Source organism: Novosphingobium sp. KA1 (assembly GCF_017309955.1).
Lineage (GTDB): Bacteria > Pseudomonadota > Alphaproteobacteria > Sphingomonadales > Sphingomonadaceae > Novosphingobium.
The window spans coordinates 970,972-985,510 of record NZ_CP021248.1; the positions used below are offsets into that span (position 1 = coordinate 970,972).

Below are 14,539 nucleotides of genomic sequence, written 5' to 3' on the forward strand. Positions count from 1 at the left end.
CGGCACAATACCCTCCCGTTCGATCCATCGCTACGTCCGGCAAGGCCGCAGGGCGGGTGCCGCCCTTGAAATGCGCGGGCGGGCACGTTCCGAACAGGCTCTCATAACGTCATGGTGCAACCCTATGCCAGAGCGGAGAACCCGCCGTAACTATACGCTGGTTGGGGGAAGCCCGCCGTGCGGCCGGGCGGCTGCCTGGTAGAGGAACCCGGAACCGCGTTCGGTCTCGCCGATCCAGGCTTCCAGCAGGCTGGCGCTATCCAGCGGAATTTCACGCAGCCCCTCCTCGGGGGCGTGCCGTGTTCCTATGTGAGCGGGGCATCTGCCCGAGGTGGCGGACATTCAAGTTGAAGGAATGACGGCGTGGCACAAGACCTGAAAATCGATTTTGTCTCGGACGTGGTGTGCCCGTGGTGCGTGATCGGCCTCAAGGGATTGCAGGCGGCCCTGACGCGGCTCGAGGGCGAAGTCGCGGCGCAGATCCATTTCCAGCCCTTTGAACTGAACCCGCAGATGGTGCCCGAAGGCGAGAATATCGGGGAGCATATCGCCCGAAAATACGGCTCGACCCCGGAGCAGTCGGCCGCGACCCGGGCGATGATCCGGGAACGCGCCGATGACGTGGGCTTCACCATTGCCATGTCGGCGGACAGCCGGATCTACAATACCTTCGATGCGCACCGGCTGTTGTATTGGGCGGGGCTGGAAGGCGGCCGCGAGCCGCTTGAACTGGCGCTCAAGCTGGCGCTGTTCGAGGCCTACTTCACGCATGGATCGAACGTTTCGGATCGCGATGTCCTGCTGGCCGCCGTCAAGGATGCCGGTCTGGACTCCGGACGCGCGGCGCACATCCTTGACGGCACCGAATTCGCCGAGGAGGTGCGCAGCGCGCAAGAGCTTTGGCGCTCGCGGGGTATCAGCAGTGTTCCCGCGGTCATCGTCAATGACAAGTACCTGATCAGCGGCGGCCAGCCCCCGGAAGCTTTTGAACGGGCGCTGCGTGCGATCGTGGCGGAAATGCCCGACAAATCCAGCGTCGCATGAGCTCTGCTAAATCGGGGTATTGCGGGGGTCTCGCAGGGTCGTAGCCACTTTGTTGCACGTGCGAAATGTGGGATAGGCGCGGTGATGCGCCATCTCGCTACCGTCCTCACCGCTTCGTTCGTGCTGGCGCCCCTTGTGTCTTCTCCCTCGCTTGCCCGGACGGCGACGACGCAGCGCGTCAGCGTGCGCGTGCAGCCGCTCAAGGCGGCGCTCCAGGACGTGGCGCGGCGCTACGGGATCGAACTGCTGTTTTCGAACGATGTCGTGGCACGGCGCGATGCCCCGGCAATCTCGGGGGACTTCACCGCCGAGCAGGCCCTGCAGGCGCTGCTGGCCGGATCGGGGCTGGAACTGAAGGGATCGGTCGAGGCGGGTTTTGTCATCGCGCCAGCCGAGATCGCCGGGCCTCCGGCACCGCCTCCCGTCCCGGACATTCTGGTCGTCGGCAAGCGGACGCAGAATACCGACATCCAGCGCCGTTCGAACGATGTGCAGCCCTATCAGGTGCTGACGCGGGAACTGGTGCGCTCCAGTCACACCCGAACGCTGGAAGAACTGCTGGGCAAGTATTCCTCGCAGGACGCCCTGGGGCTTACGCTGGCGCAGCAGCCCCTATCGTCGGCCGGGGCGCTGCGTTCCAATTTCAACTTGCGCGGGCTTGGAGGCGAGGACACGCTGGTTCTGGTCGACGGACGGCCGATGCCGCGAGTGCCGGGGCAGGGTTTTGTTCTCGGCCAGCCGGACGTGAACGCGCTGTCGCCCGAGGCGATCGAGCGCGCCGAAGTCCTGACGTCCACGGCGGGCGGCATCTATGGTCCCGGCGCCATCGGCGGCGTGGTCAATCTGGTCCTGCGCCGCGACTATCGCGGGGCGGAGGTTGCCGCGACCAGCGGGCTGACGTCGCGCGGGGATGGCCTGTACCGGCGCGTCGATGCGCGGCTGGGCTTCACGCCGGACGATGGCGCCACCGATGTCCAGATAACCTACAGCGGCGCGAGGGGCGATGGACTGACGAACGGGGATCGCGGCTTCGCCGAGAACGAGCGCAAGCTGCGCTACGCGAGCGGCGTGCCCTATTCCTGGAGCGAGTTGCCGTTGTCGAACTCGGCCAATGTCGCCAGTCTGGATGGGCGCGCGCTGATCCTGAAAGAGGCTTACGGCGGCCAGTCGCTCGGCAGCAACATCACCTACCTGTCGCCGCGGGATGCCCGTTCGGCCGGCGGCGTCGGCGCCGCCTTGAACGCCCATGCCGGCCGTCTCGACCTGTCCCTGCCGGATGGCAGGAGCGGCCGGGAGAGCAGTCTGGTCGCCGGGCAGCGCTCCAGCATGGTGCTGTTCAACGTGCGGCACACATTCGCTCCCGGGCTTGAGGCTTACGTCGATCTTGTCCGGCTCGGCAATCGCGGGCGGATCGAGTACGCACAAGGCGGGATCTACCAGCAGTTGAGTGCGGGCGATCCCCGCAATCCTTTCGATCAGGACATAGAGGTCGTTCGCGCAGTGCCGGGTATCGGCACCAGCGGCGGTACGCGGACATTGACCACCCGCCTGAGTGCGGGCGCGATCGTCGAACTTCCCGAAGGCTGGCGATCCAACATCGACTATAGCGTGGGTTCGGTCCGCCAGCGGACGGCCTTCAGCGGCACGACATACGGATTGAACGCGCTTTATGCCTTGTACGGCATTCCGCTGGCCGGTTATCCCGCGATAGACCCCTTCGCGGATGCGGCGGATTTCGGGGCTGCCATGGGCGCTTACGCGGTCCCCGCAGGCTATCGTTTCAGGCAGGTCAACCGGATGACCGATGGCGCCGCGCGGTTCGCCGGACCGCTGGCCGACTTCGGGGCGGGGCCGATCACTGCGACGATCCTGCTGGAACAGCGCAAGGAAAAGGTCGCGCAGAGCCGCTATGACGAACTGATTTCGCCCTACGGCATCCCGAACGGCGACACGGTTCCGGGCTATTCCGAACGCATCCGCTCGGCCTATCTCGAACTGCGCGCGCCGATCCTGGGCAACATGAGCCGCGCAGGGCAAGGCCGGGGGCTGGAACTGCAACTGGCGGTACGGCGGGATGCCACGCAGGTCAGGCTGCAACCGGGTTATCTCCAGGACCGGACCGGCGCGGCCGATGCTTTCGACAAGGCCGGCCGGGCCGCGATGACTTATACTTTCGGTGCCAGGGGCGTCGTGGTTCCCGGCGTCCTCCTGCGCGCCAGCATCGCCACCGGCGAACAGACCCCGCCGATCCATGAACTGACCGGTGCTTATGTCATCGGCGGGAACGGTCCGGATCCCAGGCGGGGCAACACGGTCATCCAGGCACCTTACGATCTGGTGATGTTCTCAGGCGGCAAGATCACGCCGGAAAGGGCACGGGCCCTGTCCGCGGGCGCGGTGTTCACGCCGTTCCGCCAGGACGGCCCCTCCTTCAGCATCGACTACACGCACTTGCGCCGCAGCCGTGAAGTGGACGGGCGCTTCATCGGCAATGCCGGCTATTTCCTGTACCACGAGGAGGACTATCCCGGCCGGGTGACGCGTCTGCCGCTGACGGCCGAAGATGCGGCGCGCGGCTATACGGGCGGCGTCATCACCCGTATCGACACGTCGTTTCTCGATCTCGGCTGGACGATCATCGATGCCGTCGATGCGCGCGCGCGCTATCCTGTCCGCACGGCGGCGCTGGGTGACTTCACCTTGCGCGCCAACGTGACCTGGCAGCCGCGATTTACCCGGTTGCTCACGGCGGGAAGTCCAACCGTAAACTATGTGGACTATGCCGATGGCGCGCTGGAGTGGCGCGGCAATGGGGGTATCGACTGGACGGACGGGCCGATGAGCTTGTCCTTCAACGGACAGTTCTATGGCCGCTATCGCCCCATTCCCTCGGACGCGGCGCCTTCCCTGAAAGCCTCAGTCCTGGCTGCCCAGGGGCGGGAATGGATCGCCGCGCAAGCGATTTTCGACCTTGCGCTGGCGTACCGGGTGGAACTGCAGGGCCATGCTTCGCGGCCGCGTTTCATGGACGTGCGTCTCGGCGTGCTCGACCTTTTCGACCACAAGCCTGCCACCGTCGTCACCGCCGAGGGAAGTTACAGCTATTACGCCAATCCGCTGCGCCGCCGGTTCGAACTGACGGTCGCCATGGGGATATAGTGCGTCGGCACATGGATGCCTGCGTCGAGGTCCGAGAGAGCGTTTGGAAATTCGCCTTTCGCGCATTTTCAAGCGGTCTCCCGGCTTTCCTGTTCTGCCGAGTGGATGATCTGCGCAATACTGCTGCCGCAGCTATCCAGCAGCCTGAGCAGGCTGCGCACCTCTTCGATGTCCGGTTCCTGGCGATCGACCCAGCGCTTGCACGCGCCGGCGATGAACACGAGGCTCGTCACCGGCCCGCGCAGGCGGGTTATCAGGTCCGCCGTGTCCTCGCATGGCAGGGGCGGGTCGAGAACGCAGGCTTGCCCGTGCGTCTCGCCAGTAGGTCCAGCCGGTTCAGGCACGTTCTGCTCTCCAGGGATGAAATCTCGACATCGACAAGAAGGGACGCAGACAAAACGCAAATCCGCACGGCAGGACGAAAATAATTGCGCCTGGCGATGTGGATCGCCGGTCCGGGTGCGTCCCTTGTTCCGCAAGCCCCTGAAATTCTATGGATGGACGTAATCGCGCATGTGCCGGGCAGGGCTGGATTTCGAGCTTGAGATGGCGCAAACGCGCGTCATGGCCGATGATGAGATTCCGTCTGACATCCCGTCCGGAAAGGAAGGTCTGACCCCGGCCCAGGTTCAGGAACTGCGGACCGGCCTCCAGCGCTTCTTTCGGTGGCGGGTGAAGGAGACGGAGGACATTCCCGACCTCGTGCAGGATGTCTTCGTGCGGGTCCTTGGGCGTGTGCAGCCGGGGGATATCGAAAACCTGCGCAGCTATGCGTTCCAGGTGGCGGCCAGTGTCCTGGTCGACCGTAACCGGCGGCGCGCCGTTCGCCATCATGACGCCCATGTCGAGTTCGATCCGACCAGGTCCGCCCCGACCGAGATCGGCCCCGAACGGATTGTTGCCGGGCGCGAAGAACTGCGGGCACTGATGGCGCTGGTCGCGCAGATGCCGGAACGAACGCGCATGGTCTTCGTGCTGCGCAGGCTGGAGCACATGTCCTACAAGGAGATCGCCAGGCAGCTCGACCTTTCGGTCAGCGCCGTCGAAAAGCATATGGTGCGGGCGGCCGAGCGGCTTGCCGGGTTTGGAGAGCGGCCATGACGGTCAGGATCACCAGGGCCGAACTGGCGCGGCTTTCGCCCGGTGAGGCGGCCGCGCTGTGGCAGGTGCAGCGCGACACCGGGAGTCCGGTCGAGGCAGGCCTGTTCGATGAATGGCTGGCTGCCGATGCGGCCAATGCGGCGGCATGGGAGCGGCTCGGTTCGGCCTGGTCGCTGTTCGAGGACGCCGACGATCCGCTGTTCGCCGAACTCCGGCGCGAGGCATTGGCCGCAGGCCCGCAGGACGGTGTGCGGAGCGCGGGCGGGCTATGGAAACATGCACTTGCCGCCTGTCTGGTGCTGGGGCTGGTCGCGGGCGCGGTCCTGTTCTTCGGGCGGAGCGACTGGGCGCCGGCCGGACCGGACATGCTGGCCGGGGAAGAAAGCGGCCAGCGCTACACCGCGCCCGAAGCGAGCAGGACGTTCGCCCTGGCGGACGGTACGCAGATGACGCTAGCCAGGGGCAGCGCGGCGCGCGTGGCCTTTGCCGGGGGCGAACGGCGGGTGTTTCTCGATCGGGGGCAGGCGCGCTTTTCGGTGACGCACGATGCGCGGCACCGTTTCAAGGTCATGGCCGGGCGCTGGTCGGTTGTCGATTTCGGCACCCGGTTCGAGATCGGAATTGCCGGTGACGAACTGCGCGTGGCACTGTTCGAAGGTTCCGTGCAGGTCGCGGGCAATGGCAATCCGCCGACGATGCTGGTTCCCGGCAAACAGCTCGTCGCCCGCACCGGAATGCTGGACACCGTCTCGGATATCGGCACCGCCGGTGCTTCCGCCGCGCACGGCGGGCTGGCCGAGTTCGAGGATGTGGCGCTGTCGGAAGCGGTCAAGCGGTTCAATGCGCTCAATGTCGTCCAACTGGTGATCGTCGATCCGCGCGCGGGGGCCTTGCGCATCACCGGCCAGTTCCGGCTCGACGATCCCTTGCGGTTTGCCCGCACGATCGCGCAATTTCTGCCCGTGCGGGTGTCTCGCGTGAAGGCGGACAGGATAGAGATCGGCTATCGGGGCCGGTAAGAGCCCGTTTGAAAAATGCCTTTAAGGGCATTTTTTAGGCGGCACCGGCCCGCTCCCCCACCCTACCACCCATTGGTAGTATCCTGCGGGTGGTAGGGTGGGGGAGCGGGCCGGTGCCGCAAAATTCGCGTTTCGCGAATTTCCAAACAGGCTCTAAGGCCGAGCTGAAAGCCCCGAACCCGGCATGCCACTTTCGCCGCCTCGAACATGCCGTGCAGGGCAGTGGGACGAAGTGGCATGCCGGAGCGCCCGCCGCTTCGCGATGAAGGGCGGGATCGTCCTGCCCCGGCTGCCGCACGGCTCGTCCATCAACGTCCCCATGCATGCGATTACCCGTCTAGAGGCGCCCGGACCCGCTAGATGCCGCTTCCCGGCGTCGCTTCAGATCATGGTCGAACATCGGCCACATCCGCCATGTGCCGGGTGCGTCCTTTCGCGCCCGCTTTCGGCGGGAACGGAGAAAAACATGTCCGACAGACCGGCGCACAGCGCCAAATTCGGCTGGTTCAAACGTAGCAGCGAATTGCACATCGCCGACATCACCGTCGTCGACCGATCCACTCTCAACCGTGCCGTCGGCGCCGCTGCGCTTGGCAATGCGATGGAGTGGTTCGATTTCGGCGTTTACGGCTACATTGCGATCACGCTGGGGCAGGTGTTTTTCCCTTCCGGCAGCCCGACTGCACAGTTGATCGCCACTCTGGCGACGTTCACGGCCGCCTTCCTTGTCCGCCCATTGGGGGGGCTGGTGTTCGGACCGCTGGGGGACCGTTACGGTCGCCACAAGATCCTGGCGCTGACGATGATCCTGATGGCGGCGGGCACGTTTGCCATCGGCCTTATTCCGCCCTACGCGCAGATCGGCATGGCGGCGCCCCTCCTGCTGCTGGCCGCACGCTTGCTGCAAGGCTTCTCGACCGGGGGCGAATACGGCGGCGCGGCGACGTTCATCGCCGAATATTCGACGGATCGCCGCCGGGGGCAGATGGGCAGCTGGCTGGAATTCGGCACGCTTGGCGGATACATCGCCGGCGCCGGTACGGTCACCGCTCTCCAGATGACGCTCACGCCCGCGGACATGCTGGCGTGGGGCTGGCGCATTCCGTTCCTGATCGCGGGGCCGCTTGGCCTGCTGGGCCTCTACATGCGGCTCAAGCTGGAGGAAACGCCGGCGTTCCAGGCCTATGCCGACGAAGTGGACAAGCGCGAGGCAGGGCGTCCGAAGCTGGGCGACCTGTTCCGCGTACACCGGACGCAGCTGCTCAAGTGCATGGGGCTGGTTCTCGTCTTCAACGTCACCGACTACATGCTGCTGACCTACATGCCCAACTATCTCAGCGTCACCATGGGCTATGCGCAGAGCAAGGGCTTGCTGCTGATCATCCTGGTGATGGCGGTGATGATGCCGCTCAACGTGGTGGGCGGCCTCTTCAGCGACCGGCTCGGGCGCCGTCCGATGATCATCGGCGCCTGCGCCGCGCTGATCGTCCTGTCGATCCCCTGCATGCTGCTGATCGGCACGGGCAACGACTGGCTGATCTTCCTGGGCCTGATGCTGCTTGGCCTGGCGCTGGTCTGCTTCACCAGTTCCATGCCGGCGACGCTGCCGGCACTGTTCTATACGCCCGTGCGCTACAGCGCGCTGTCGATCGCGTTCAACGTCTCGGTCTCGCTGTTCGGCGGTACGACGCCGCTGATCACCGCCTGGCTGGTCGAGCGGACCGGCGATCCGCTGATGCCGGCCTATTACCTGATGGGCGCCGCGGCGATCGGTCTTGGCACCATGCTGACGGTGAAAGAGACCGCCGGGATGCCGCTGCGCGGATCGCCGCCGGCCGTGGAAACCAAGGCGGAAGCCGTGGCCCTCGTGCAGGGGGACGATCCGGTTACCGTCGACCGGGCACTGCCGGGAGAGGGCGGCGCGGCGGTCCATGCGGGGGCGGTCCCGACGGCCAGCGCCGCGTGAGACCCGCTGCGTCGCGCGGTGCATACTCAAACTGTCATGCTCTTTGGCTAACGGCATCGCTTTGCGAACGGGGGGGCTGCCGGTGCTGGTTTCGATCAAGGAGGCGTCAGGCGAGCACGAGCCCGCCGCCGACAGGCGTGATGGGGACGCCGAAGGGCGTGACGGGGATGCCGAAGGGCGCGACTGGGATGCCATTCGCGCTGCGATGCTGCGGTTCGTGCGCGGCCGGGGCGCGCGGCCCGACGTTGCCGAGGACATCGCGCAGGAGACCGTGACGCGGCTCATCGACATCCTGCGGGCGGAGCAGGTCGGCAGCATTTTTGCGCTGGCCTTCCGGATCGCGGACAATCTTCTGGTCGATGTCTATCGCCGCGACAGCCGGCTATCGGAAGAAGTGGACGATGATTGGCGGAGCGAGGAGCCTTCGCTCGAACGTGTGCTCGATTCCCGCCGTGCCATCGAGGTGTTCCATCGCTGCCTGCGGCGGATGCCCGCCTTGCGGCGAGAAGTGCTGGTGCGCCGCCGGGTCAATCAGGAAAGTTGCAGGGCCATTGGCGATGACTTGTCGATGAGCGCCAAGGCCGTTGAAAAGCATATTACCCGCGGGATGGTCGATCTGCGCAAGGCTCTGGAAAAAGCCGGGATCGACCTGGGGGGAGAGGCGTGATGGCGGGCGAGGGCAACGTGATCGAACTTCAGGCCGCACGGTGGGTCGACCGCATGAACAGTCCGGTGCTCGACGCTGCCGATGCCGCCGCGTTCGATCGGTGGATCCTGGCCGATCCGCGCCATTGCGACAGCTATGCCCGGCTGAGCGCCTTGTGGCACTCCGAGGGGCTGGCTCAGGGCATGACATGCGCGGCAGGCGAGGCCGAAACGGCTGTCGAAGAAGACGAAGCGCCATCGGCGCCCTGGATTACGCCCGGCACCACGAGGATCGCCGCGTTTCTGGCGATGGCGGGCTGCGCGGCCCTGGCGGCGATGCTCATGCCGGCGATGCTGGTGCGCGAGTCCAGCTTCTCCACGCCGCGCGGGGTGACCCGGGACGTGGCGCTGGCCGATGGATCGCGCGTTCGCCTCGATGGCGATACCCGGATCCATGTCCGCATCACGCCATGGTCGCGGCAGGTCGCGCTTGCGCGGGGAGAGGCCTTTTTCGACGTGGCACATGAAGGCTGGCGCAGCTTCACGGTGGACATGGGCACGGCGCGGATTTCCGTGCTGGGCACCGCCTTCGACGTGGACCGGGTCGATGCGGCGACGCACGTGATCCAGGTCTATCGCGGCCTGGTCAGTGTCGAAGCCGGCGCCGGACGGGAATGGCGGTTGCCGGCGGGCACCGGACTGGAACTGATCGGGCACCGCGTGCGCAGCCTGCGTGACGTCACCGGCGTGCGCCCGGCCTGGACCGATGGCTGGTACGAAGCCAACGACACGCCGATCTGGCAACTGATCCAGCACGTGAACCGCAATGCCTCGCATCCGATCGTGCTGGCCGATGCTGGACTTGGCGAATTGCAGGTGACCGGCCGCTTCCGCACCGAGCGGCCGGAAGAAGTGCTGGAAGCGATCGGCGCGCTGCACGATCTTCACTGGCAGCGCATGGCGGATCGCTATGTGGTGCGCCGGTGAGATACTGCCGTGTCATCGTTTTTTTCATAGTAAAGCCATGAAAATGTAAGAAAATTATTTTGTCGGGTTTGTTCGTGCTGGTCCGTCTGCCGGTTGAACAGTTTGTACTGACAGGGGGTTTTCTTCGATGTTTCGTTTCACTGGGCGCTTTGCCGGGGTGTCTTCGCTTGCCTTGACCATGGGTGGTCTGGCGGCCGGTCTGGCCATTGCACCGCAAGTGCAGGCCGCGGATGCCCATCTGTATGCTTTCGCGATTCCCTCGCAGGACCTGGCGCGGGCCCTGCAGGAATTTTCGCGGGTGACCGGAACGCCGGTGGCCGCCTCGCCCGATGCGCTGCGGGGGCGTCGCAGCCAGGCGATTGCGGGCACCATGTCGGCGCAAGCGGCACTGGCGCGCCTGATCGATGGCGCCCATGTCGCCGCCCAGCGCCGCGGCGGCACGATCATCGTCAAGCCGCTGCCGATTGCCGTCACCCCTGCGGCGGTGGCATCGCCGGCCCGTCGTGCGGCGACGTTCGAGCCTGCCGGGGCCCAGCTTGCACCGGTGGAACCGGCCAGCGAGGACATCGTGGTGACCGGCTATATCGAGGCCGTCGAGCGGTCGCTGGAGACCAAGCGGAACAACGATACGGTGTCCGACACGATCACCGCGGACGACATGGGCAAGCTGCCCGCCAACAACGTCTCCGAAGCGCTGGCGCGCATGCCCGGCGTCAACGCCGTGCGCGATGCCACTACCGGTGAGGGCGACCGCATCACCGTGCGCGGGCTGTCGACCGAACTGAACAACTACTCCATTAACGGCGTGCGCCTTGGCGGCGCCGGTTCGCGGGACAACAACTTCTACCGCGGCGTGCGCCTCTCGGTGCTGCCGCCGGACGGGATCAAGCAGATCACCGTCTACAAGACGCTGACGCCGGACCGCGACGGCGATGCGCTGGGCGGATCGGTGGACATCTCCACCCCCACCGCCTTCGATCAGGATCCCCGGTATGTGCGTCTTTCCGCCGAAGGAGGCATGCTCGACAAGTACGATCACCGCAAGTACGGGCAGGTTTCGGGCGCCGTCGCCCGCCAGTTCAGCGACAATTTCGGCGTCTATGTTTCGGGCAACTGGAGCCACCGCAAGTCGCAGTTCGAGCAGAACGGGGTCGACGGCGACAACCAGCCGGACACCTGGTATTCGGACAGCGAGACGCTGGGCTGGGATCCCAACCGCTTCGTGATGCGCGGCATGGACCTGGGCTTCGGGGAAACCGACGTGCGGCGCTGGGGCTTCAACACCAGCATCGACTATCGCTCGGATCACCACGATTTCCACGTTCGCGGCCAGTACAACAAGTACCAGAAGAAGGAATTCCTCAACCGGCTGAACTTTCGCAACGATACCGGCAAGAATTCGACCCGGCTGGTGCAGGTCGATTCCGCCAATGCCGGGCTTGCCCAGCCGGACGACACCGTCGTCGGCTATGACGACAAGCTGGGCCGGATCTACGGTTATACCACCGCGCAGATCGTCGATCAGGATGGAGACGGCCTGATCACCGATGCCGACCGCAAGACCAAGTCGTTCTACAGTCTCTACGGGGGATCGGGCACCTGGGACCCGCAAGGTTTCCGTCTGCGCCGGTTCTGGGAAGCCACCAACGAGAGCGGCAACCTTGCAACCGCAAACGTCGGCGGCGTTTCCCGGTTCGGCACGGTGACGCTCGACTACGATGTGTCCTATTCGCAGTCGCAGGACAATCTGGACGACGGCTATACGCTCGAATTCCGCAGCGACAAATACGGCTGGCTGGGCAACACCGGGGTGCTGTTCAGCAGTTCCGACGATGCCCGTTTCCCCAAGTGGCTGCTGAATGCCGCCGGCATGGAGGCGGTGCAGGACCCTTCGCAATACGCTTTCAGCAGTCTTGAAGGCGAAGTGGGGGGCAGCCGCGAGAAGCTTTGGCAGGCCCAGTTCAACCTCGAGTGGAAGCCCGACATTTCCTGGCTGGAATCGATCAAGGCGGGTGGCAAGTTCTACGATTCCCGCCGTCACACGTTTTCCGGATCGTTCCTCGAACTGGAAGCCGACGGCACCATGGCGGACTTTTCCGATTTCTACGGCAAGGAAGTCACCAGCCTGTTCGGCGGCGCCTATAGCGGCCTCTATCGGCTGGGCACGACGATCGACAATTCCAGCATGCTGGCCGAACTCCAGCGCGCGGAAAAGGGTGAAAGCACGATCTTCGAAGGTTTCGCCGTCGATCCCGCCAATGCCGAGATTTCCGACGAGGACAGCTTCCGCTTCAACGAGCGCGTGATCGCCGGTTATGCCATGGCCACTGCACGCTTCGGCAAGGCGCAAGTGATCGCCGGCCTGCGCCTCGAAGCCACCCGCAACCGGATCGAGGCCTACAACCTCGACCAGGTGCAGGGCCAGCGCTATACCACCGACAGTTCCAGCTTCTCCAACCTGCTGCCCTCGGTCCACGTCAACTACGATCTGGACGGCAAGACCAAGCTGCGCGGCGCGGTCTGGACCAGCTTCGCGCGCCCGGACATCGCCCGCATGAGCTCGGCGCGTGAATATGGCTATGACACCGATCCCGATGGCGACGGCGAGCAGAACCCGATCTCGCAATGGATCCTGACGTCGATTTCGCAGGGCAACCCGAACCTGAAGCCGATGCGCTCGCTGAACCTCGACATGTCGCTGGAGCACTATGCGGGCCGGACGGGAGCCTATTCGGTGGCGCTCTACTACAAGCACATCACCAATTTCCTGTTCCGTTCCTCGTCCAGCAACATCCGCAACGGAACCCTGGGCGAGAACGTCAATCCCGAAGGCGTGGCGATCTCCATGCCGAACAATGGCAAGTGGGCCGAAGTCTACGGCGTTGAATTCAGTGCCCAGCAATTGCTGCACTGGCTGCCGGGCGTGCTGAGTTCGCTGGGCGTCGGCGGCAACCTGACCCTGCAACGCTCGAAGGCGGTGACCGGCCTGTCGTGGCACCCGGAAGGCTATACGCTGCCGCTGATGGAGACACCCGATACCATCGCCAACCTCCAGTTGTTCTGGGAACGCAAGGGTTGGGAAGTCTACGGCGCGTGGAACTACCAGTCGAAGTTCATGGGCGGCATCCAGGACTTCGGCAACAACCCTTATGAACAGGCCTATAGCTTCGTGGACCTGACCTTGCGCAAGACCTTCCTGAAGAAGTCCTCGGTGCAGCTTCAGGTCCAGAACCTCTTCGATGCGCATACCTATTGGGAAACCGTATCGTCCGGAACCGGGGCGAGCCGCGCCTACATCAAGAACGGGCGCACGATCTCGCTCGGCTTCAATCTGATCTTCTGAGGTTTACCCGCAATGACCGTTCGCATCCTCGCCGGCGCCCTGCTTCTGGGCGCCGCTGTTCCCGCCGCCCTGCACGCACAGGACACGCCGGTTCCGCTCGCCGCGGCAACCATCGCGCCCGAGCGTATCGTGCTCAATCTCACCGCCCGGTCGGCCACCGAGATGGCGGTGACCTGGCGTTCCGCGCCGGGATCGGCCGGACTGGTGCAATATGCCCGGGCGACCAGCGGCCCCGACTATGTGAAGACGCCGAAAACACAGGCGGCAACGACCGATGACGCCACCCTGCCCGTGCGCGAGGATCCTGCCTTTCGCGCCGCCTATCATTCGGCGGTCCTGAAGGGGCTCGATCCCGACACCGTCTATGCCTACCGCGTGGGAGACGGCGCACACTGGTCCGAATGGTTCCAGTTCCGCACCGCGAAGAAAGAGGCGGCGCCGTTCCGCTTCATCTACATGGGGGACATGCAGAACAACATTCTGTCCGAAGCCTCGCGCACCTTGCGCATGGCGTTCCGGCAGGCGGGCGATGCGGCTTTCGTGATCCACGCCGGCGATCTGGTCAACCGGCACGACAGCGACGCGGAATGGGGCGAATGGTTCGCGTCGGGCGGGTTCCTCTATGCCCAGACGCCGCAGATGCCGACGCCGGGAAACCATGAATATGTGAAGGATGAAACCGCGCGGGCCGGATCGTCGATCACCGGGCAGTGGCGCCGCCAGTTCACGCTGCCGGACGATGGCCCGGCGGACGCGCCGGCCGGGCGGGAAACCAACTGGTACACCGACTACCAGGGGCTGCGCCTGATCTCGATCGATTCCATGCAGGTGGACCGCGACGAGAGCGCCCGCAAGGCGATCGTGACATGGCTCGAGGGCCTGCTGGCCGACAATCCGAACCGCTGGACGGTCATGTTCCTGCACTTCCCGCTGTTTTCCAGCGATCCCGACCGGGACAATCCCAAGGTGCGGGCGGCGCTGAAACCGCTGATCGACAAGTACCATGTCGACCTTGTCCTGCAGGGGCATGACCATGGATATGCCCGCGGAGCGATCGGCATCGACGGTCCCGTGGCCGATGGGCAAGGGGCGACTTACGCCGTCTCGGTGGCGGGGCCCAAGATGTACGATGTCGGCGCGCTGCCCTGGGCGCGCAAGTCGGTCTCGCGCACCCAGGCGTTTCAGGTGATCGACGTCAGCCCGGACGCGCTGACCTACCATGCCTATACCGCGACAGGTGAGGATCTGGATTCCGTGACGCTTCGTAAACGCTAG

11 protein-coding genes are annotated in these 14,539 nt (G+C 65.1%); 9 read left to right on the plus strand and 2 right to left on the minus strand.

Annotated features, from left to right (window positions below; genetic code table 11):
- Positions 1–150: 150 nt before the first annotated feature.
- Entirely contained in the window at positions 151–342 is a 192-nt protein-coding gene (locus CA833_RS22235; protein ID WP_207080207.1) for a hypothetical protein, read from the minus strand.
- A 21-nt stretch (positions 343–363) separates the two neighbouring features.
- Between CA833_RS22235 and CA833_RS22240 the strand changes: the two genes are divergently transcribed.
- Both CA833_RS22240 and CA833_RS22245 read left to right on the plus strand, forming a co-directional pair.
- On the plus strand, positions 364–1,044 hold the full coding sequence (locus tag CA833_RS22240; RefSeq protein WP_207080208.1) for a DsbA family oxidoreductase: 681 nt from the start codon (positions 364–366) through the stop codon (positions 1,042–1,044).
- A gap of 84 nt (positions 1,045–1,128) precedes the next feature.
- A complete protein-coding gene (locus CA833_RS22245) occupies positions 1,129–4,203 on the plus strand; it encodes a TonB-dependent receptor (protein WP_207080209.1) in 3,075 nt (1,024 codons plus the stop codon).
- A gap of 68 nt (positions 4,204–4,271) precedes the next feature.
- Here CA833_RS22245 and CA833_RS22250 read toward each other — a convergent pair whose 3' ends face one another.
- Positions 4,272–4,547: a hypothetical protein gene (locus tag CA833_RS22250; RefSeq protein WP_207080210.1), complete on the minus strand. Its 276-nt coding sequence runs from the start codon at positions 4,545–4,547 to the stop codon at positions 4,272–4,274.
- A gap of 220 nt (positions 4,548–4,767) precedes the next feature.
- Here CA833_RS22250 and CA833_RS22255 point away from each other — a divergent pair, with 220 nt between their 5' ends.
- The 7 genes from CA833_RS22255 (at position 4,768) to CA833_RS22285 (ending at position 14,539) form a co-directional block, all read left to right on the plus strand.
- Complete coding sequence (locus CA833_RS22255) at positions 4,768–5,304, plus strand: RNA polymerase sigma factor (RefSeq protein WP_207080211.1); 537 nt, start codon at positions 4,768–4,770, stop codon at positions 5,302–5,304.
- The gene (locus CA833_RS22260; RefSeq protein WP_207080212.1) at positions 5,301–6,323 is read left to right on the plus strand and encodes a FecR family protein; all 1,023 of its coding nucleotides are present in this window, start codon (positions 5,301–5,303) and stop codon (positions 6,321–6,323) included. The genes CA833_RS22255 and CA833_RS22260 overlap by 4 nt, the downstream gene beginning before the upstream one ends.
- A gap of 466 nt (positions 6,324–6,789) precedes the next feature.
- On the plus strand, positions 6,790–8,289 hold the full coding sequence (gene proP / locus CA833_RS22265; RefSeq protein ID WP_207080213.1) for a glycine betaine/L-proline transporter ProP: 1,500 nt from the start codon (positions 6,790–6,792) through the stop codon (positions 8,287–8,289).
- Between the two features lie 82 nt (positions 8,290–8,371).
- A complete protein-coding gene (locus CA833_RS22270; protein ID WP_207080214.1) occupies positions 8,372–8,956 on the plus strand; it encodes an RNA polymerase sigma factor in 585 nt (194 codons plus the stop codon).
- Positions 8,956–9,921 (plus strand): FecR domain-containing protein, encoded by a 966-nt coding sequence (locus CA833_RS22275; RefSeq protein ID WP_207080215.1) that lies wholly within the window; start codon positions 8,956–8,958, stop codon positions 9,919–9,921. Before CA833_RS22270 ends, CA833_RS22275 begins: the two co-directional genes overlap by 1 nt.
- A gap of 127 nt (positions 9,922–10,048) precedes the next feature.
- Complete coding sequence (locus CA833_RS22280; protein ID WP_207080216.1) at positions 10,049–13,264, plus strand: TonB-dependent receptor; 3,216 nt, start codon at positions 10,049–10,051, stop codon at positions 13,262–13,264.
- Positions 13,265–13,276: 12 nt separating this feature from the next.
- Positions 13,277–14,539 carry a metallophosphoesterase family protein gene (locus CA833_RS22285; RefSeq protein WP_207080217.1) on the plus strand — a complete coding sequence of 421 codons (1,263 nt, stop codon included), beginning with the start codon at positions 13,277–13,279 and terminating at the stop codon, positions 14,537–14,539.

Bases quoted from the DNA above. Each gene is read 5' to 3' on its own strand.
- CA833_RS22235 (WP_207080207.1), bottom strand. From the start codon at position 342: ATGTCCGCCACCTCGGGCAGATGCCCCGCTCACATAGGAACACGGCAC.
- CA833_RS22245 (WP_207080209.1), top strand. From the start codon at position 1,129: ATGCGCCATCTCGCTACCGTCCTCACCGCTTCGTTCGTGCTGGCGCCC.
- CA833_RS22255 (WP_207080211.1), top strand. From the start codon at position 4,768: ATGGCCGATGATGAGATTCCGTCTGACATCCCGTCCGGAAAGGAAGGT.
- CA833_RS22260 (WP_207080212.1), top strand. From the start codon at position 5,301: ATGACGGTCAGGATCACCAGGGCCGAACTGGCGCGGCTTTCGCCCGGT.
- proP (WP_207080213.1), top strand. From the start codon at position 6,790: ATGTCCGACAGACCGGCGCACAGCGCCAAATTCGGCTGGTTCAAACGT.
- CA833_RS22275 (WP_207080215.1), top strand. From the start codon at position 8,956: ATGGCGGGCGAGGGCAACGTGATCGAACTTCAGGCCGCACGGTGGGTC.
- CA833_RS22280 (WP_207080216.1), top strand. From the start codon at position 10,049: ATGTTTCGTTTCACTGGGCGCTTTGCCGGGGTGTCTTCGCTTGCCTTG.
- CA833_RS22285 (WP_207080217.1), top strand. From the start codon at position 13,277: ATGACCGTTCGCATCCTCGCCGGCGCCCTGCTTCTGGGCGCCGCTGTT.